At 47.1% G+C, this 21,271-nt stretch carries 14 protein-coding genes; 11 read left to right on the top strand and 3 right to left on the bottom strand.

The annotated features are described in order from the left end of the window. Window positions 1-28 precede the first annotated feature (28 nt). A complete protein-coding gene (locus AB4Z45_RS19855; protein WP_441911049.1) occupies window positions 29-4,411 on the top strand; it encodes a beta-L-arabinofuranosidase domain-containing protein in 4,383 nt (1,460 codons plus the stop codon). A gap of 78 nt (window positions 4,412-4,489) precedes the next feature. Then, window positions 4,490-8,992: a sugar-binding domain-containing protein gene (locus AB4Z45_RS19850; protein ID WP_441911047.1), complete on the top strand. Its 4,503-nt coding sequence runs from the start codon at window positions 4,490-4,492 to the stop codon at window positions 8,990-8,992. 100 nt (window positions 8,993-9,092) lie between these two features. On the opposite strand, the gene AB4Z45_RS19845 is transcribed toward AB4Z45_RS19850, so the two are convergent. Continuing rightward, a complete protein-coding gene (locus AB4Z45_RS19845; protein WP_441911046.1) occupies window positions 9,093-9,869 on the bottom strand; it encodes a cupin domain-containing protein in 777 nt (258 codons plus the stop codon). A 141-nt stretch (window positions 9,870-10,010) separates the two neighbouring features. Further along, window positions 10,011-11,309 carry an alpha-glucosidase/alpha-galactosidase gene (locus tag AB4Z45_RS19840; RefSeq protein ID WP_441911045.1) on the bottom strand — a complete coding sequence of 433 codons (1,299 nt, stop codon included), beginning with the start codon at window positions 11,307-11,309 and terminating at the stop codon, window positions 10,011-10,013. A gap of 148 nt (window positions 11,310-11,457) precedes the next feature. On the opposite strand from AB4Z45_RS19840, the gene AB4Z45_RS19835 reads away from it, so the two are divergent. From AB4Z45_RS19835 to AB4Z45_RS19815, 5 genes are all read left to right on the top strand, one after another. Continuing rightward, entirely contained in the window at window positions 11,458-12,312 is an 855-nt protein-coding gene (locus tag AB4Z45_RS19835) for an AraC family transcriptional regulator (RefSeq protein ID WP_441911043.1), read from the top strand. A 124-nt stretch (window positions 12,313-12,436) separates the two neighbouring features. Then, a complete protein-coding gene (locus AB4Z45_RS19830) occupies window positions 12,437-12,994 on the top strand; it encodes a hypothetical protein (RefSeq protein WP_441911041.1) in 558 nt (185 codons plus the stop codon). Window positions 12,995-13,206: 212 nt separating this feature from the next. Continuing rightward, entirely contained in the window at window positions 13,207-14,148 is a 942-nt protein-coding gene (locus AB4Z45_RS19825) for an aldo/keto reductase family protein (RefSeq protein WP_339203683.1), read from the top strand. A 15-nt stretch (window positions 14,149-14,163) separates the two neighbouring features. Then, on the top strand, window positions 14,164-15,012 hold the full coding sequence (locus AB4Z45_RS19820) for an NAD-dependent epimerase/dehydratase family protein (RefSeq protein ID WP_441911040.1): 849 nt from the start codon (window positions 14,164-14,166) through the stop codon (window positions 15,010-15,012). Between the two features lie 97 nt (window positions 15,013-15,109). Further along, window positions 15,110-15,316 carry a hypothetical protein gene (locus AB4Z45_RS19815; protein ID WP_441911038.1) on the top strand — a complete coding sequence of 69 codons (207 nt, stop codon included), beginning with the start codon at window positions 15,110-15,112 and terminating at the stop codon, window positions 15,314-15,316. Window positions 15,317-15,521: 205 nt separating this feature from the next. On the opposite strand, the gene AB4Z45_RS19810 is transcribed toward AB4Z45_RS19815, so the two are convergent. After that, window positions 15,522-16,541 (bottom strand): LacI family DNA-binding transcriptional regulator, encoded by a 1,020-nt coding sequence (locus AB4Z45_RS19810; protein WP_076266721.1) that lies wholly within the window; start codon window positions 16,539-16,541, stop codon window positions 15,522-15,524. Between the two features lie 126 nt (window positions 16,542-16,667). Between AB4Z45_RS19810 and AB4Z45_RS19805 the strand changes: the two genes are divergently transcribed. From AB4Z45_RS19805 to fucU, 4 genes are read left to right on the top strand one after another with little or no spacing between them, the layout of a single operon-like run. Then, window positions 16,668-18,458 (top strand): L-fucose isomerase, encoded by a 1,791-nt coding sequence (locus AB4Z45_RS19805; RefSeq protein WP_076266722.1) that lies wholly within the window; start codon window positions 16,668-16,670, stop codon window positions 18,456-18,458. Between the two features lie 15 nt (window positions 18,459-18,473). Further along, entirely contained in the window at window positions 18,474-19,133 is a 660-nt protein-coding gene (locus AB4Z45_RS19800) for a class II aldolase/adducin family protein (RefSeq protein ID WP_441911037.1), read from the top strand. Between the two features lie 50 nt (window positions 19,134-19,183). Continuing rightward, window positions 19,184-20,686, top strand: a complete 1,503-nt coding sequence (locus AB4Z45_RS19795) for a rhamnulokinase (RefSeq protein ID WP_441911035.1) — start codon at window positions 19,184-19,186, stop codon at window positions 20,684-20,686. A gap of 39 nt (window positions 20,687-20,725) precedes the next feature. After that, window positions 20,726-21,151 (top strand): L-fucose mutarotase, encoded by a 426-nt coding sequence (gene fucU, locus AB4Z45_RS19790; protein WP_441911034.1) that lies wholly within the window; start codon window positions 20,726-20,728, stop codon window positions 21,149-21,151. The last annotated feature ends 120 nt before the right edge of the window (window positions 21,152-21,271 follow it).

Genomic DNA, 21,271 nt, shown 5'->3' with positions numbered 1-21,271 from the left:
AAGAACTATGATTGAGGAGTGAAGCTTGATGCGGTTCAGTGCAAGGCTGAAATCAATGATTGTTTTTCCGCTCATTTTTTCAATGTATGTAAGCATCTTTCTGCCAGCAGTTCATGTAGAAGCTGCGACTGGAGCAGAGCCGGTTTTTTTCGAGGATCATTTCAATCGTTCCATCATTAATGAAAATTGGACGGTCATCGATGGAATATGGTCAACGGCAAATGGCAAAATGACGGGAGAAAGCGGATCGGGATCTAAAGCTTTGGTTATGCAAACCGAAATACAAGATGGCACCGTGGAGGCAGATATAAGCCTTGCCAGTCGAAACGGTGATGCGGGATTGCTTTTCCGAACGGTTAGCGCAGCGCCAGGGGCGGACAATGTGAAAGGTTATTACGCAGGCATTTCCGCCCAAGGAACGGGCAGCGTATTTCTAGGCCGTATGGACAACAAATGGACTGAGCTGAAGCGAACTTCGATAGCGATTAATCCTAATGTAGTTTATCACTTTAAAGTTAGCGTAGCCGGATCGCAAATTAAGTTTTATGTCGATGATAAGCTGGTGTTGGAACAATCGGATACGACCTATACGAAAGGTCAGGTCGGCGTAAGGCTTTACCAATCCCAGCCGACCTATGACAATCTCAAACTTTCAAATGATAAGGGGGAGCTCGCATTTACGGATTCATTTGATGCCCCAGCGGATGGGCTCACATTGCCGAGTTGGCATGCTGCTCAAGGCGAGTGGAAATTGCAATCGGGCGGGATAACCGTAAACGCTGGCGCAAATCAGGCTTTGCTCGTAAAAGATACGGTGTTCACCGATTTTACAGTGGAGACCGATATTAAGCTGCCGCTAGCTGCGGGTACAGCAGGACTTTTGTTTCGAACTAAGCAAAGCGGTGAGGGAAAGGTGCCCCAAGGTTATTTTGCAGGACTGCGAAATGATGGCAACTTGGTTCTTCGCCGGCTAACGGATAAGTGGACCGATCTGAAAGTCGTTAAGGCGCTGGATACGGTCACTGCGAACAAGTTTTACCAATTGAAGGTCGTAACCTATGGAAATGGCATCAAAATATATGTGGACGATATGCATAATTCCATTTTGGATTACACCGATGACAGTGAACAAAAGTTTACTTCAGGCGGCATTGGGGTATGGGCGGATGAGTCTGAGCCACTGTTTGACAATTTTATTGCAACAGATTATGCCGTACCGGCGGAGTCGTTCCAAGAGCTGGTCAAAAATAAAGATCCGCTTGTACAAACACCGTTTGTGCCGCTTCCGCTTGGATCGGTTAAAGCTGATGGTTGGCTGCTTAAGCAGTTAGAGCTAATGAAGGATGGTGCAACCGGATACGCAGAGGATTTATACGGAGAGCTCAGCACAAATTCGGAGTGGCTGGGTGGAACAGCGCCAGAATCGAACTGGGAACGTCCTATCTATTATGTGAAGGGATTGGTCGCGCTCGCTTATACGCTTGACGATCCGGAGCTGATTGCAAAGTCGCAAAAATGGGTCAATTGGATGTTGAACAGCCAGCGTGATGACGGCTTCTTCGGTCCTGCCAGCGACAATGATTGGTGGCCGCGCATGGTTGCTATTTATGTGCTCAAGGATTATTACGAGGCGACAAATGACAAGAGAGTGATTTCTTTTCTTACGAACTATTTTCATTACCAGCTGAACAATCTAGACCAGCGTCCGCTTAGGGATTGGGGACAAATCCGCAGCGGCGACAATATGAATGTCGTGCTCTGGCTGTACAACCGTACGGGAGATGAGTTTCTGCTGCAGCTCGCTGAGAAGCTGCATAAGCAAGGCGGTGATGAGACTGGCATTTTTACGAACGACCATTTTTTAACAGCCGCTAAGATTAATCCTGACAACTTTTACTCGCAGCATACAGTCAACGTCAATCAATCGATTAAAACCCCCTCTATTTATTATCAACTATCGAACAATGAAGCAGATAAGCTTGCATTTCAAGCAGGCGTAGAGCATCTGAATCAATCACATAATCAAATTACCGGCATGAATTCAGGAACAGAGATGCTCGCAGGGTTAGCTTCAACGCAAGGGGTTGAGCTTTGTGCCATTGTGGAGCGGGTACACAGCAACGCGGTTGCAGCCATGATCACCGGTGATCCCGCAATCGGAGATGCGCTGGAGAAAATTACTTTTAATTCGCTACCGGGTGCAATGAGCAAGGATATTAAAACCCATCAATACTATTCGCTGCCGAATCAAGTGCAAAGCGGCGTAACCGATCATGGCTTTAAGCAAAATTACGGAAATGGCACCGTTCAGTCGCCTTATTCGGGTTATCCTTGCTGTCGTTTCAATATGCATATGGGCTGGCCTTATTTTGTGAAGGACATGTGGGCGGGTACTTCGGATGGCGGGCTTGGCGTTATTGCCTATGGACCGAGCCGCGTATCAGCCAAAATCAATGGAGCGAATGTAACCGTTAAGGAAACGACGAACTATCCGTTCGAGGATCAAATTCGGTTTACGATTGAGGAAGCGTCCAAGAGTGTGCAATTCCCGCTGAAGCTGCGTATTCCGGAATGGACGGACAAAGCGGTTATTACGGTGAACGGACAGCCGCAAGAGGCAGCAGTATCCGGGCAATATTTTACGATTGATCGGCAATGGATAAAAGGCGATACTGTTGTTTTGACGCTGCCAATGGAGCTCAAAACGTCGACTTGGGTCAATAATTCAATTGGCATCGAACGAGGACCGCTCGTATTCTCTCTGAAAATCGATGAGAACTGGGTAGAGCAGTCTAATCCAGCGCCGCAAGTGAAGGCGCCTGGCTTCAAGGAATACAGCATCAATGCGCAGTCGCCTTGGAATTATGGTTTGATGCTTGATCGCGACAACCCAGCAGAATCGATTCAGGTCGTCGTATCCGATATGCCGGATAATCCGTTCATACAGGAGACTACCCCGATAAAGCTAATTGCGAAAGGGAAGAGAATCCCGTCATGGGGCAAAGCAGCTAACGGGGTATCAGCCGCAGAGCCGCCGGTGGGTCCAGTATATTCCGCAGAGCCTACGGAGGAAATTACGCTTGTTCCGTTTGGAGCGGAAAACCTGCGGGTTACTTATTTCCCTGAGGTGACTGAGGAAACGGGCATTCAACCTTATAAATACGAGGCGGAAAACGCCCAGCTGTTCAAAGCGTCGGCTCGCAGCAATAATGTGCATGCATCAGGCTCAAGCTACGTTGGCGGTATCGACTATGCCGACAGCTACGTTAACTTTAATCAGGTTGAGGTTCCAGCAGCAGGGATGTACAAAATGTTTATTTGGTACGCGCAGAATACGGGGAATTATCAGCCAGCTGCTGCGAAAATTATGGTTAATGAAGGCGAAGAGCAGTCCTTGCAGCTCGCAGGGACGATTAATTGGGGCCGATTTATGGCTTCAAGCATCAACGTTGAGCTGAAGGAAGGGATTAACTCAATCAAGTTTATGCGGGGAGCTGGATCTAATCCAGGCTTTTATGAGCTAGACTACATAGCATTGTCAGCAGTTAGTAAAGAAGCTGTTGAGCCTTCGGATCAAGGAACAGTTCTACTGACAGGTGTTGCAAACGTACCGAGCGGTGCTGATCTGAATCTTATCTTAGCGGTTCGAAATGTTACGGACAGCGTATATCAGAGCGTTTATGCGCAGGACGTTACGGTAACCTTTGATCCAAGCAAACTAAGCTTCTCGGGTGCGGCGCCACTACGGGAAGGGCTGAATGTACTTGAACCCAAAGAGCTTGAGCCGGGCAAAATTCGGATATTAGCGTTTGGAGAGGGGGCAGCCCTTTCACCAAACGAAGACTGGTTGAAGCTGACTTTCAAAGCGGGCATAACAGAAGAAACGGCAAATACCTCTATAACGGTATCCGATGTTAAGCTTGCAAATGCAGAAGGGCAGGAGCTGCTGCTGCTTGAAGCGCAGCATCATCTTCAAATACAGGCAGCTCCGGGTGATAAGTCTGCACTGCTGGCGGCATTATCGCATGCGGAAGCTTTGTATGATGGAGCGGAAACAGGAACAGAACCGGGACAATATCCTCCTGCGATGAAGCAGCAGCTGCAATCGGCTATCAACAAAGCGAAGCTGGTTGCTGATGACGAGAAGGCAACGAAAGCTGAAATTGCAGCCGCGATTACGAAGCTGAATGCTGCATTAGAAGACTTCCTTGCCGGTGTCATTAAGCCAAGTAACGGTGACGTGAATCATGATAATAAAATTACAGTTGGCGATTTGGCGATTGTAGCTTATTCGTATGGCAAATCCAGCAGCGATCCGAATTGGCAGCAGTTCCAAAAGGCAGATTTGAATCATGATGGCAAAGTGGATATTGAGGATCTTGCATTACTCGCTCGTTTGATTCTTGGCTAAACGGTACAAGGGGGAAGGCGCATCACTTCCTCCACTAGATTTGGGTATCGATACTATGAATCTTTGGAGGTTCCGTTCATGTTGAATATAAGAAAAACAATGAGTACGCTTGTGGCATTATCTATGATATTTAGTATAGTAGCTTCCGCAATCTCCTATGCACCCCGGGCTGCGGCAGCAGATGCAGGGGGAATGGCAGCTTCGCAGCAGCATGGGCTGATGGCTGAATATTTCACTGCGGGAGGGCCGCCCAATTTTGCTTTTGGAACCTTTAAAGGAGCTGGCTACGATTCAAATTTGGATATTTCCAATTTAGAGCCGGCCATCAAAATGTTTACAGGACAAGAAGATCGCGTCGGCATCAGATGGACGGGTTTCATTCAGCCTAAGCTCTCTGAGGACTACACCTTTTACATTACAGGTGATAATGGCTTCCGCCTTTGGGTTGATAATAAGCTTACGATCGACCACTGGATAGCGGACTGGGACAAAGAGCAAACTTCAAAGCCTGTCACTTTGGTTGCAGGTCAGAAATACAGCATTAAGCTGGAGTTGTTCGAAGACACTGGCGGCTCGAATGTTCACCTGCGCTGGTCTAGCAAGAGCTTAGCGAAGGAGGCAGTTCCAACAGAAGCGTTTTACTTGCCAGACGGTTTCGCGCTTGGAGGTATCGTGTCCGAGGATGGTCTGCAAGTTGAGCTGCCATTCCAAGAATCTTTGAAGCCAATCACTGCTGAATTTGTTAAGCATCTGAAATTGCGTATCGTGACGGGCGATTTGCCTATTCTGTCGGCAGCTTTGAAGGATGGGGACGATAAAGTCGTCACCGTACTGCTGAAAGATCCAATGTACTCTAAGGATGTAGGCAATGTTAAAGTAATCTACGATGGCAAAGGCGGACTGGAAACGGTGGCGGGAGCAGCTGTAGCTAGCTTCGATAAACCTGTCTACAATGGTTCGAAATATCAGATCATGTCCCCTTGGGCGGAGGATGTAGACAAAGAAAACGTACTGCCTGAATACCCAAGACCACAATTAGCGCGTGAAAAATGGATGAATTTGAATGGGGAATGGGAGTTCCAAGCAGCCCAGAAGGGAGAAGCTGTTCCTGTAGGTCAAGTGCTGAAGGAGAAAATTCTTGTTCCGTTTGCAGCAGAAGCAAAGCTTTCGGGCATTAACCGCGTGGAGGATCTCATGTGGTATAAGCGCTCCTTTACCGTTCCAGAGAACTGGAATGGTGATCGAGTGAAACTGAATTTTGGCGCGGTTGACTATTTGGCAACGGTTTATGTGAATGGACAATCGGTAGGCAGCCATAAGGGAGGTTATACCTCATTTAGCTTTGATATTACGGATTATCTTGTGTCGGGGGACAATGAGCTTATCGTGCATGTACTGGACGAGACGGATATGGGAGCAGATCAAGCGGTCGGCAAGCAAACGGTCAAAAAACTCGGCGGAATTTGGTATACCTCCGTATCGGGTATATGGCAAACGGTGTGGCTTGAGCCTGTAGCCGCTGCACATATCGATAAACTCGATATGGCAACAGATATTCAAAACGGCATCTTGAAGCTGAAAGCAGCTGCTATCGGCGTTGAAGGGCAAACGATTGAAGCGGTTGTTTTGGAAAATGGAAAAGTTGTGGGAACCGCAACAGGAGCAGCTGGAGCTGAGATTGCTGTGGCAGTTCCAAATGCACGGCTTTGGTCCCCAGATGATCCTTATCTATATGATTTAAAGGTGTATCTGAAGGATGGAGCACAAACAGTAGACGAGGTTACAAGCTATTTTGGCATGAGAGAGATTACGCTTGGCAAGGTAGACGGTATAACAAGGCCGCTAGTAAATGGAAAATTCGTCTTCCAAATGGGTCCGCTCGATCAAGGATTTTGGCCGGACGGCATTTACACGGCACCTACGGACGAAGCATTGAAATTTGATATTGAGGCGGTTAAACGCGTCGGCATGAATACGATTCGCAAGCATATTAAGGTAGAGCCCGCTCGCTGGTATTATTGGGCTGATAAGCTAGGCGTACTCGTATGGCAGGATATGCCGAGCCTTGAGGATCGTCAAGGAAATAAAGGGTCAGATATTACACAAGCAACGAAGACGCAGTGGTTTAAAGAATACAAAGAGATGGTCGATCAATTGCGCAGCGTTACATCGATCATTGTGTGGACGGTGTTTAATGAAGGCTGGGGACAATTCGATCAAGGAGGCCAACTGACGAAGGATGCTACCAGCTATGTAAAAAGCCTTGATTCGACTAGGCTCGTTAACAGCACAAGCGGCTGGTGGGATGCTGGCGTCGGCGATTTGAATGATATTCATCGCTATCCTGATCCCGGCGCTCCGAATTACAGCGATACAAGGGCAGCTGTGCTTGGCGAATATGGCGGTTTAGGCTTGCATGTCCCAGGGCATGAATGGAGTCCGCTCGTATTCTCCTATCAATTAATGAATAGCAAAGAACAGCTGACTTCTACTTATATCGCTTACATCAATAGGCTGAAACAGCTGAAGGAATCAGGCCTGAGCGCAGCCATATACACACAAATTACAGATGTGGAATATGAAATTAACGGCTTATTGTCTTACGATCGCAAGGTTGAAAAAATGGATTTTGATCGAATTGCGACTGCGCACCGTGAGCTCATAGGCACAGCAACCAAAGGGGATTTGCTCGCTGAAATTGCCAGAGCAGAAGGCATGTTGAATCTCGCGAAAATGGGTGCAGGAGCCGGCGAATATGAGCATTCGACTGCTGACTCCTTTAAAGCTGTCATTGATTCAGCCCGCGAGACAGCTCAGAATGATGCTGCAATGCCTGCGCAAATTCAAACCACCCTTAAATCTCTCCAAAGCGCGCGTGAGCAATTTTTTGTATCGGTAAACGATCCCATTCCGGCGGGTTCTTCCGTTGATCCGTTTAATGAGGCGACGCTAGACAGTGCTTGGTCTGTCTTTAAGGCAGACAACTCTAAATGGTCGCTGACGCGTAAACCAGGATTTTTAAGCTTAGATACTTCACCAGGCGACACGTTCGGAAATTCAAATAACTTGCCGAACATATTTTTAAAGGATGCGCCAGCAGGCGACTTCGTCATTACAACAAAAGTGGAAGCTCCTGTACGCAAAAACTTCCAGCAAGCGGGACTGTTCATTTGGCAAAATGAGGACAATTACGTCAAGCTGGGCCATGTTTGGGATACGGAAGCAACAACTGGCAAAAGCCTCGAAACCGCATATGAGAAAAATGCGGTTTATGTTAAAGCGACAAACATGGTCAGCCATCCAGGTTACGATACGTCCTATTTGCAAATCAAAAAGGTAGGCAATGTCGTTTCTACTTTCTATTGGGATGGCAGCGCATGGAAACCTGCGGCAGACCCGATGACCGTTAATTTAAGCAATTTGAAAATCGGATTCTATGGCCTATCTTCGGGTGATAAAACTTCAATCCAAGCGAATTTTGATTATTTCTCGGTTGGTCCTGCTCAATTGTCGGATAAAACAGCGCTTCAAGCGGCAGTTGTATCTGCTGAAGCCAAACTTAACTCCGCTGTTGCAGGCACAGAACCCGGTCAATATCCGCAGTCAGCCAAAGATGCATTTGCTGCTTCAATCGCAACAGCTAAAGACGTATTGGCTCTTGCAGCTGCAGACCAAGCGGCAGTAGATGCAGCGTTGGCGGCACTCGGCAAATCGGTTGCTGATTTCGCAGCTTCTGTTGTACCTCCTGCTGTGAAAGACGCGACGGCTACGATTGCCGGAGCGGCACTGGTGAAAGCGGGTCAATCCTTCGATGCAACGGTTGGATTGTCAGGCGTAACGGAGGAGAAATATTCAAAGCTGTATGCGCAAATTTTAACAGTTAGCTTCGATGCTGCGAAATTAACGCTGACTGGCGCAACCTCCTTGCAGCAGGATTTCAGCATCCTTGAGCAAAAGGTTATCGAGCCAGGCAAGGTGAGGGTTGTAGCGGCAGGTCAAGGCAAAGGCATTGATGCCAATTCGGAATGGCTGAAGCTGAGCTTCTTGGCAGCTGTTACGGGGAGCACAGGCAATACAGCCATTCAAATTAGCGACTTTACAGTTGCTAATAGCTTGGGAGAAGAGCTTGAAGCAAAATCAGCTTCCCATACGCTGCAAATTAGTGCCGTTGTTGATGTGACGGGCTTAAATCAGGCGATAGCCGCAGCGGAAGCCATTTACGATGGAGCGGTAGTCGGCACACAGCCTGGTCAATATCCTGCAGCAGCAAAATCAGCGTTCGGTGAAGCGATTGCGGCAGCGAAAGCCGTTGCCGTTAACCCGAATGCAAGCGAAGCGCAAGTGAGCGCAGCTATTGCTCAGCTAAGTGCGGCAGTGACGACGTTCCAAGCATCCAAATTGTCAGGCGATATTAATAACGACAATAAGGTATCGATTGGCGACCTCGGCATCGTAGCAGCTGCATATGGCAAAACAAGCGCAGATCCGAATTGGTCGCAATATAAGAAATCCGATCTAAATGCGGATGGCAAAATTGATATTGTGGATATCGCGATGCTTGCAAGATGGATTCTGGGGTAACATTTCGTTAGATTTTGCTTACAATAAAGAAGAGGGTGACCCGAAGCAACGGACTGCTTGGGTTCCCTCTTTTTTTGTCGGTTTTTGTGGGGTTAAGTTATTAATATGGATACTGATAATACTGCTGGCCATACATTTGATTGTAGTAACCTTGATTTGGACTCACTTGACTAGGCTGAAAAGTTTGATTGGATTTAGTGGATTGGTTTTGCTGAATAACTTGATTCGATTGCATTGGAGCTTGCTGCTGGATAGGAGCTTGGTTAGGTTTAAATTGAGCCTGCTGCTGGATAGGAGCTTGATTAGGCTTTTGCATCGTCTTGCTTTGTCCTTGTACCGGATTATAGCTGCAGTTGCTTGGAGGGCCAATAATGACCGTATCTGTTAACGGCGCTAAAGCATTTTCTAATTTTTCTTGATCCAAGCAGTAGGTATACGCAAGGATGTTGGTTGGAGTTAATCTCAAAATATCGGAGCCAAAAATAACTTCTGGGATTGGCGCATCAAAGATGGCTAGCAGATGAGTATTATCGACGGTTGCCATTTCATAGTGCCACCAGCCTTGCGGAATGTTGACGACTTGAGCGGGCTGTACCAAGTAATGAAGGAACTCGTTCGTAAAAGGGTTCATGAGCGCAATTTCTGCTGATCCTGATATGCAATATACGAGTTCGGAGGCATTCTGATGGTAATGAGGCTCAACGACATTGCTTTTGCTAAGATAGATATCAAGAAGCGACGAATTCCCTAACGTATTCAATTGCTTCACTGAAAGCAAGTTGATGTAGTTGTATGGATCTTTTTTGAAAAAGGTACTATTGTTCAAATCATAAGCAAATTCCGTCTGTGGAGACGTATAGTCCATATAAGAAGTCATTTGTAAATCCTGCCCCTCTTCCATTAGCTGGTTAAATGTTTACTGGGATAGGATATGTATTTGCCCATATGATGGTGAAGGTTACTGAAAAAACAAGGCAGACAAGTGCATGTATAACAATGCACTCGTCTGCCTATTCGTTTATTTATAGCTTGGAAGCCAGCTGCCATGCGCTTTGATGAGCTCATCACATAGCGATACAATGTCATCCATAGACAATTCTGCTGAGGTATGCGGATCAAGCATTGCAGCGTGATAAATATGATCCCGCTTCCCAGTAATCGCCGCTTCGATTGTTAATAGCTGCGTGTTGATGTTCGTACGGTTTAATGCTGCAAGCTGTGGCGGAAGGTCGCCTACATAGGTTGGTGTAACGCCATTCGCATCAACGAGGCATGGCACTTCTACGCAAGCTTCCTTCGGCAGATTCGTAATAAGCCCAGTATTCATCACGTTGCCGCCAATTTTGAACGGGTTGTTCGTTTCAATTGCTTCGAGAATGTACGAAGCATATTCATGGCTGCGGCAGTGCTCCAGCTTGCTGTCATTAATAAGTGAATCGCGCATCGATTTCCAGCCTTCAATTTGACTAACGCAGCGGCGCGGATACTCATCGAGAGGAATGTTGAAGCGCTCGATCAGCTCTGGATAGTTCCGTTTGATGAAGTATGGATGGTATTCCGCATTGTGCTCGGAAGATTCGGTGATGTAGTAGCCGAATTTCAGCATGAGCTCGTAACGAACCATATCATGATGTTTCTCCAATTGCTTCTCGGCTGCACGGCGTTTGATTTCCGGGTACAAATCGACTCCGTCTTTGCTTGCTTCTAGCAGCCATGCCATATGGTTAATGCCTGCAATTTTATACTTAACGCCCGTTGTATCCATACCCAAATGATCAAATAAATGCGGTACACAAACTTGTACACTGTGGCATAAGCCAACCGTTTTCACGCCGCCATAGGTGTTCATGACATTCGTGAGCACGGCCATTGGGTTGGTGTAGTTAAGGAACAGCGCATCTGGACAAACCTCGTTAATATCGCGAGCGAAATCCAGCATCACAGGAATCGTGCGCAGATTACGGAAAATGCCGCCAATGCCTACGGTATCGGCAATCGTTTGGCGCAAGCCGTATTTTTTTGGAATCTCGAAATCGGTAATCGTACAAGGATCATAGCCGCCTACTTGAATGGCATTTACGATGTATTTGGCACCGCGAAGCGCTTCTTTTCGGTCGGTATAAGCTTTAATCTCGCAAGTGCTTTCACTTGTTTTTTTAATATTAAGCAGCATTTGCTCGGAATCGAGAAGACGCTCCGCATCAATGTCAAATAAAGCGATTTCAAAACCTTGCAGTGCAGGTGTCTGCATGACATCTCCAAGAATGTTTTTGGCAAAAACACTGCTTCCTGCTCCGATAAAAGTAATTTTAGACATTAGACAATAGCCTCCTATTGGATGATTGCTGACTCCTTTAGTATAAGGAGAACAACTGCAAATGAATATGGAAGGAACGAAGCATTATATGGAGAAATGTTGCATCATTTAGTATGCTTAGAGAAGTCAGCTTATTGGAGGTGCATGGATGGAAACGCATCATCGTATAACCATGAGTATTAATACAGCTCCGCTGAAAGGCGAAATGTCGGTCTTGTTCAGCGGAATCGGCGAACCGGTCGCTGGCCATTTTATAGGACCGGCTGTTCATGATTATTATTTAATTCACATTGTACTGGATGGAGAAGGCACATTTGAAACGCTGGGGAAGACGTACTCTTGCAGCGCGGGGGATGCCTTCATCATTTTTCCGGATATTTTGGTCAAATACGAGGCAAGCCTGCACAATCCTTGGAAATATACATGGGTAGCCTTTTCGGGAGATATTGTGGAAGCTTCTCTTCGTTCGATTGGAATCACGCCAGACCTTGCTGTTATACGTGGATTCTCACTGCCGACGATTTATCGGATGTTTCGGAAAATACGCAAAGGTATGGAGAAAACGAATGCCCCAGCGCTTGGCAATATGGAGGCTTCGGGTTGGCTGAGATTAATATTGCATGAGCTTGGACGAATGAACCTTACGAGAATAACCGAAGAGATCGTACCAGAATCTCGTTCTTACCGCCAAATCGATCAGGCAATTCGCCTCATATCGCTCCAATATGGACAGCAGCTCTCTATAGAAGGAATCGCTCAAACACTCGGCTATCATCGCGCGCATTTAACGAGGCTGTTCAAGGATGCGACGGGGCTGCCCCCCATGCAATATTTACAAAAGGTACGCATGAAGAAAGCAGAGGAGCTGCTTGAAGGCGAGCTTACGATCGCCCAGATTGCCTCATCTGTTGGATTTAATGACCCGCTCTTTTTTACGAAGCAATTTCACAAATGGAGCGGACAATCCCCTACGGAATTTCGCAAGAGCTTGAATAAGCAATAGAACGATAAACGAGCGGATAATAGATAGGTGGGTATTCGAAAGCAGAGGATAATTTTTCCATAAATGCAACCAAAGTAATCATTAAAGAGTCTATGATGATGAGGATGAAGAGGAGGGATTTTTGGTGAGGTTCAAGATTTGGTTTGTTTTGCTAGCAGCAGTTTGCATTTTTAGTGCTTGCGAGAAGGAAGAGATTAATGGAACAACGAATAGCAGTGGGAAAGTGGTCTCTAGCGAGTCTGAGGAGATGCAATCTTCCAATCAACAAAAACACTTATCAGATGATATGAACGAAGTTATTTCAAATTATATTATTCAAAAATACGATTCCGTCTCCTCACAAACGGAAAAACAGTTTGAGGTGCATGAGGTTTATGGCACAAGCGAATCATCGGGTATTATTACTGTGTATATGTATTCTTATTTTGGCGGATTTAATAAATTTTCGGGTCTGGAAAATCAAGCGGGGCATTCCTTGCCTGCGGTTATTCGTTTGAAAAAAAAAGCAGCGGGATATGTTGTAACCGAATACACTGAACCGAAAGACGGCAGTCTTTATCAATCTTCGTTGAAAAAGATGTTTCCCAAAAAGTATTTGGATATGCTGCATAATAAAAGCGGCAATTTAGAAGATTTACAAAAAGAAATGGACAATAAAGTGCAGCAATGGTTGGTCGAATAGTATTGCCAATTACCCGTCCTAACGGGTTTATTTTAAAATAAAGATCAACAATCTATCAGTTACTTTAAGTATAGTATGTATATCTCATATAATATAGTGACCTTTTTTTCACTACTTACATAATGATACAAACTTCTCTAGAATAGAGATGCGAGCGTGATTAAGGCAGCATTTCGATTGCTATTTTACAATTCATAAGGAGATGAGTAGAGATGCAATTTCGTCATTTAGGGAAAAGTGGATTGAAGGTTAGCGAGATCAGTCTGGGAAGCTGGTTGACATACGGCGGTTATGTAGAACGTGAAAATGCGGTGAAAGCGATTCAAACAGCCTATGGGCTTGGCATTAATTTTTTTGATACAGCGAATGTATATGAGAGAGGGGAAGCAGAGAAGCTGATGGGAGAAGCGCTTCGTGCTTTTCCACGGGAATCCTATGTGCTTGCAACCAAAGTGTTTGGACAGATGGGTGATGGTCCAAATGATCGGGGATTATCCCGCAAGCATATTATGGAGCAGTGCAATGCCAGCCTGAAACGGCTTGGAGCAGATTATGTGGATCTATATTACTGCCACCGCCATGATCCAAGCACGCCAATGGAAGAGACGCTTCGTGCGCTTGATGATCTGGTACGCCAAGGCAAAGTGCTTTATGTTGGCGTTAGCGAATGGACAACAGCGCAAATGGTGGAAGCGCATGCAATTGCTGATCGTTACTTGCTCGACCGAATCGTAGTCAACCAACCGATTTATAATATGTTCAACCGTTATATCGAGAAGGAAGTCATTCCATACGGAGAGCGCGGGGGTATTGGACAAGTCGTGTTCTCGCCGCTCGCTCAAGGTCTGCTGACGGGCAAATACAGTTCCGTGAATGATGTGCCTGCGGACAGCCGTGCAGCGAAGCTTGATGGCATGCGCAAAGGTGTGACGGAAGAGAAAATCAACAAAGTGCGCGAGCTGAGCGTGGTGGCAGCAGAACTGGAATTAACGGTTGGTCAGCTGGCGCTTGCTTGGATTTTGCGCCAGCCGAATGTATCTAGTGCACTCGTTGGAGCTAGCAATCCTGCACAGGTGGAAGAGAACGTGAAGGCATCGGGTGTCGTGCTAAGCGCTGATATTACGGAGCGGATTGAACAAATATTAGGAGCATAAGAAGGAGTGAATGAAGTGCCGAAAGTAGTTGTTACAGGCGGCAGCGGCATGCTGGGGAAATGGGTAGTTAAGCATTTTGTTGAGCAGGGATACGAGGTTGTGAATGCGGATGTGAAACATCCAGCCGAACCGCTATGCCGCACCGTAATCGTTGATTTGAACCATTTGGGTGAAGTGTACGGCGTATTGGCCGGGGCGGATGCCGTTGTGCATTTGGCTGCCATTCCAGTTGCGTACTCGCATCCGAATGAGGTTACCTTTCACAACAATGTGATGTCTACCTACAACATATTGGAAGCTGCAGCGGGTCTTGGCATCCGCAAGGCAGTTATTGCTTCGAGCGAATCCTCTTATGGCCTCGTATTTGCCAAAGAGAAGTTCGGGCCTAAGTACGTTCCCGTCGATGAAGAGCATCCGCAGCTTCCTGAGGACAGCTATGGCTTGTCCAAAATCGTAAATGAACAAACAGCGGATATGATAAACCGTAGAACAGGCATGCAGGTTGTTTCATTCCGCCTAGGCAATGTTATTGCACCAGAAGCGTATGAGCGATTCGAATCATTTATTCATGATCCCGAGCAGCGCGAGCGTATTCTATGGAGCTACATTGATACGAGAGATGCGGCGGAAGCTTGTCAGCTCGCTATTGAAGCAGAGGGGCTCGGAAGCGTGGCGCTTAATCTTGCAGCGGATGATAGCAGCATGGCGCTGCCAAGCCGTGCGCTTATGGCCGCTCGTTTTCCGGAGGTCAATGATTTCCGCAAGCCGCTGGAGGGGCACGAAACATTGCTCTGCAATGAAAAGGCTAAACGTCTGCTGAGCTGGAAGCCAAAACATCAATGGCGCGATTACGTCAACGGATAAAGGGAAAGTCGAGTCGGAGAAAAAAATTATACGGTGAACGTTATTTTAGGACTGTTTTGGGGTAAACATGCTTATAAGCGAAAGGAGCTGATGAAGCATGTTAGATAATGAAAACAAGCCGCAGGAGGTTCCTGAGACAAATCCAGGAAATGAGCCGGAAATTATCCCCCCGGATTCGCCGGTCATTAAGCCCGACCAGCCTATTCCGGAAATTGAGCCGCAGACGATCCCGGAAATTAAACCGGAGGTTGAACCTGAGATCAAGCCGGACATTCCGCCTGAGGTTCCACCAAAGCAATACTAGAGTTAACGTTCATATGCAATCAACAATTAAGGCCGGATTTCTCCGTAAAAGGAGGAGCTCCCGGCCTTTTTTTGTTTGTATAATTGTCCAAACACCACAAGTTATGGCTCCATATACTGCTTAGAGAATAGGTTATGGAGGTGTGAAGCAATGATTACGATTAGTTTATGCATGGTTTCCTCTAGGCACTTTTTTACAAGCTTAGCTAGAGTGAAGTGATTTCCTTCACGGATCGACGAATAATCAGCTCCGCCGGCAAAACGATTTTTTTCCATGGCAGCGCGGCTTCACGCTCTTGTATGCGGTCAACTAGCATTTGCATGCCCATGTAGCCGAACTGATAAGCCTGCTGAGCGGCTACGGTAAGGAATGGTTCTACTTCTGAATAAGGTCCCAGATCGTCAAAGCAAACGATGGACATATTGTCAGGAACGCTCATTCCGCGTTCACGGAACAGTCGTAAAATTTCTACAGCAAGCACATTGTTGCCCGCAACGATAGCCGTTGGAGGAGGGGAGAGCTGATCGAACCACTGCCCCATTTCGGTCAAATCGTTTAAAGGACCAAAGCTGGTCTCAAATACATATTTCTCGTTATAGTCCAGGTCATTGAGCTTCATGCCGTCTTGATAGCCTTGCAGCCTTAATCTCGCACTGGAGATGGAGGAAGAACCATTCACCATCGCTATTGTGCGATGCCCTTGTGAGGCTAGATGCTCAACAAGCCTTCTTGCACCATCTCTGCTGTCACCAAGCACGATATCGCAATCAATGCCCGGCACCTCACGGTCAAGCAGCACAAATGGCACATTATGCTTGCGCAGCGAATTCAAATGAGGAAGAGAGGGATCGCCAGCAGGAGCGACAAGAACGCCGTCAACGCGAGTCGTCAAGATGGTCGTCACATAATCGGCTTCTTTTTCCAGATTTTCGTCGCTGTTTCCAAACAGCAGACGATAACCCGAACGTTTGGCAGCATCTTCTGCGCCGCGTGCGAGCGTCGTATAGAAAGGGTTCATAATATCAGTTATGAGCAGGAATAGCAGCTTCGTTTGCTGGAGTACGAGGCTTCGCGCCGTTTGATTCGGAACATAACCCAGCTCCTCCATAACACGAGTTACCTTCGTTCTCGTTTTTTCGCTTATTTTACCAGTGTTATTGATAACTCTGGAGACGGTCATAGCGGAGACGCCTGCCTTAGCGGCTACATCATATATTGTTACCATTTCGTAATCCCCTTATGGATAAATCGTAGATTCTATCATACAAAAAAGTAGTCATTGACAGCAAGCCTTATTGTTGTTATTTTAATGTTATCGGTAACATTATTATAACATAATGGAGGTTTTAATATGACAGATACTAGCTTTCGTTTTCAATCAGGGTTTCCAAAGATAGGTATTCGACCAACAATTGACGGAAGAAGAAAAGGCGTTCGCGAATCGTTGGAAGAACAAACCATGAACATGGCAATCGCGACTGCTAAGCTTTTATCGGACAATTTGCGTTATCCAAACGGTGAACCGGTCGAATGTGTCATCGCTGACAGCTGTATTGGCGGAGTAGCTGAAGCAGCAGCCTGTGCGCAAAAATTTGCAACCTCTGGCGTAGGGGTATCGATAACGGTAACGCCTTGCTGGTGCTACGGCACGGAAACGATGGATATGGATGCAAGCATTCCAAAGGCGGTATGGGGCTTTAATGGGACAGAACGCCCAGGCGCGGTGTATCTGGCAGCTGTACTATCGGGTTACGCGCAAAAAGGGCTTCCAGCCTTTGGCATCTATGGTGAGCATGTTCAAGATTCTGGCGATACTTCCGTTCCGTTTGATGTGAAAGACAAACTGATTGGATTTGCGAAAGCAGGCCTGGCTGTTGCTTATATGCGCGGTAAATCGTATTTGTCGATGGGCTCAGTATCTATGGGTATCGCCGGTTCAATCGTAAATGACGCTTTCTTCCAAGAATATCTTGGCATGCGTACCGAGTACATCGATATGACTGAATTTGTACGCCGTATGGAAGAGAACATATATGATACAGCGGAGTTCGAGAAAGCGCTTACCTGGGTGAAGGAGAACTGTATCGAAGGAGCAGATAACAATGCTGCGGATATCCAGACGTCAAGAGAGCGTAAAGATGAGGACTGGGAAACAGTTGTGAAAATGACGCAGATCGCCCGTGATCTGATGATTGGCAACCCTGAGCTTGCCAAACTTGGCTTCGGCGAGGAAGCTGGCGGCCATAACGCGATCGTCGCTGGATTCCAAGGGCAGCGGCAGTGGACGGATCATTTTCCAAACGGTGATTTCATGGAATCCATACTTAATTCATCATTTGATTGGAACGGCATAAGGGCGCCTTATATGGTAGCTACGGAAAATGACAGCTTGAATGGCGTGGTTATGCTCTTCGGATATTTGCTTACGAATACCGCTCAAATTTTTGCCGATGTCCGTACGTATTGGAGCCCAGAATCTGTGGAGCGAGTCACGGGACACAAGCTGGCGGGTGCAGCTGAGAACGGTTTGCTCCATCTGATCAACTCCGGTTCAGCAACGCTTGACGGAACAGGAGAGCAGACGAAGGATGGCGAACCGGTCATGAAGCCGTTCTGGGAAATATCGGAGGAAGAAGCGCAAAAATGTTTGGATGCTACGTCATGGCGGCCAGCTTCGGTCGAATATTTCCGCGGAGGCGGTTACTCCTCTGATTTCTTAACGCGCGGCGGCATGCCGATGACAATGTCTCGCATTAATTTGGTGAAGGGCATTGGCCCTGTATTACAAATCGCGGAAGGTTATTCGGTAGAATTGCCGCAGGATGTCCATGACACACTCGACAAACGTACCGATTCGACGTGGCCGACAACATGGTTTGCACCAATCTTGACGGGTGAAGGGGCTTTCGGTTCCGTTTATGAGGTAATGGATAATTGGGGTGCAAATCACGGCTCTATCAGCTATGGACACATCGGCGCTGATTTAATTACGCTCGCTTCGATGCTGCGGATTCCGGTTAATATGCATAACGTTTCGAGAGAACGTGTATTCCGCCCAAGAGCATGGGGATTGTTCGGTACGGCGAATCCAGAGAATGCCGATTACCTAGCTTGTCAAAATTTCGGGCCTATCTACAAATAAATCGGAGGTTTTAAAATGAGCAGCACGGACATTCGCAACGAGCTATGCAAATACGCTCGCAAAACAGTAACGAACAAGCTGGTTGTAGGGCCAGGCGGCAATATTAGCGCGAAGTTTGAAGGCAAAATGTATCTTTCGCCAAGTGGATTTGCTCTTGATGAGGTTGAGCCGCATCAATGGGTCGAGGTAGATATTGAGACTGGGGAAATAACAGATATCGGTCTTCGTCCATCCTCTGAGGTGCTGATGCATCTATATGCCTATCGTGCTAATCCGCATATTGGAGCAATCGTCCATACGCATCCGCCATATTGCATTGCATTCACGTTAGTTGAGCAGGAGCTTCCAATTATGTTTCCAGATCAAGCAGCGCTCGTTGGCAAGACGGTGTACGTTCCCTATGTGCTTCCGACGACGGATAAGCTGGCTGATGCATACGTAGCAAAAGTAAATGAAGCAAGCTCAGTACTGCTTGGCAACCATGGCTTAGTAACGTCTGGTCGCAATTTACGCGAGGCTTACTATCGTACGGAGGTAGTTGAGGAAAGCACAAAAATTTATTTGATTGCCAAGGCGATTCGTGAGCCGAAGGTGCTGACGACAGAAGAGTTTGAAGAGATCGCATCGCTGGAGAGCGAAGCTTACCGCATCGAACTACTGCAAAAGATGAAGTGAATCGATGCCCATTTGTGAAGCGACAGCTTTAGTTAAAGGAGGCTTTAAGCATGACGAAGCTTGCGACTGTGCTCGCGTTTGATTTGGGCGCAAGCAGCGGCAGGGCGTTAATCGGCGAGCTGCTGCTTGATAAGGCAAGCGGTCAGCGCTCGCTGAAGGTGACGGAAATTCATCGGTTTCCGAATCAGCCGGTGGCTGTACACGGTCATTTGCACTGGGATATTTTGCGCCTGCTGCAGGAGCTGAAGTTTGCCATTCGCAAAGCCTTTCAAGAAGGCTACGCTCCGCAAACGTTCGGCATAGATACATGGGGCGTAGACTTTGGACTGCTCGATGATAATGGCGAGCTGCTTGGCAATCCATATCATTACCGTGATTCGCAAACAGATGGAATAATAGAAGAACTGCTCGAACGGTTTGGCAAAGACCGATTATATGAGCAGGGCGGCTTGCAGTTTATGCCCTTCAATACAATAAACCAGCTGTATGCGATGAAGAAAGCGGCATCGCCGAAGCTTGCGGCAGCTAGAACGCTGCTGCTTACGCCTGATTTGCTTGCTTATTTCTTAACAGGCGTGAAGGTGTGCGAGTTTACGATGGCGACGACTACGCAGCTATACAAGCCTAAGGAACAGCAATGGAATATAGAGTTAATGGATGAGCTGGGCATTCCGAATCGGTTGTTTCTTGATCCGATTCATCCGGGTACGAAAATTGGGCAATTAACGGCAGAGGTTTGCGCCGAGCTGGATGTCCCTCCGATTACAGCCGTTGCTGTTGGAACGCATGATACCGAATCTGCGGTTGCGGCTGTTCCTGCGGATGGTGAATCGGGCTTCGCTTATCTAGTTTGCGGAACATGGTCGCTGCTTGGGACCGAGCTTGCAGGTCCAAACGTCTCAAGAGAAGCGCAAGATCTTGATTTCTCTAATGAAGGAGGCGCTCAGGGAACCTATCAGCTACTCAAAAACATTATGGGACTTTGGATATTGCAAGAGTGCAAGCGGGAATGGGAAGAGCAGGGGAACGATTGGACGTTTGCCGAAATCGTTGCGCAAGCCGAAGCGGCTGAGCCTTTCCGCAGCTTTATCCATCCCGACGATCCGATGTTTTTTGCACCTTCCGGCATGATCGGGCGCATACAAGCTTATTGCGAACAAACGTCCCAGAAGGTTCCGCAGTCTATAGGAGAAATTACACGCTGCATTTTGGAGAGCTTGGCATTAAGGTATCGGCAGGCGCTGGCTCAAATGGAAGAATTGACGAAGCAGCATTTTGATGGCTTGCATATGGTTGGCGGTGGCATTCAGAATAGGCTGCTTTGCCGTTTAACGGCTAATGCGATTGCCCGTCCGGTTTGGACGGGACCAGTAGAAGCAAGTGCGATTGGCAATATGCTCATGCAGCTCGTCGCGCTAGGCGAATGCGGCAATCTTCAAGAAGCAAGGAAGCTTGTAGCTGCATCGTTTAAGGTAGAGGAATTTGCTCCTGAGCAGCAGAATGAGTGGGATTATGCGTTCGAAGCTTATGAGCGTGTTGCTAGAGTTAAATAACTCATATGATTATATCTATACCGGGAGGAGGAGGTTAGCATGCTGATTGGGATATCGAAACTGATTTCTCCAGAGCTGCTGAAGGTGCTCAGCGAAATGGGACATAGCGACGAAATCGTGATTGCCGACGGCAATTTTCCCGCGGCAAGTCATGCCAAGCGGCTCATTCGTGCGGATGGGCATGATGTGCCAGCGCTGCTTGACGCTATTTTGCAGCTGTTCCCTTTAGATCAATATGTTGAGAAGCCAGCAGCACTTATGCAGGTAGTTCCGGGTGATACGGTTGAAACCCCAATTTGGGAGCAATACCGCTTGATTATCGAGCAGCGTACCGGTCTATCGGAGCCATTTGAGCAGGTCGAACGTTTTGCATTTTACGAGCGTGCGAAGCAGGCTTATGCGGTAATCGCTACAGGCGAGAGTGCGCTTTATGCCAATCTTATTTTGAAAAAGGGCGTTATTTAAGAATAGCCGACTAATTATGCATCATATTATGGCTTCATATTTGGAGGCTGCCTTCACGGTTAATTACCGAGGGCAGCCTCTTTCTATCTCTACAACTAGACAGCAAGCCAGCCATCTACT

This window comes from Paenibacillus sp. MCAF9 (genome assembly GCF_052114265.1).
Lineage (GTDB): Bacteria > Bacillota > Bacilli > Paenibacillales > Paenibacillaceae > Pristimantibacillus.
This window is presented reverse-complemented; position numbering and strand designations above follow the sequence as displayed.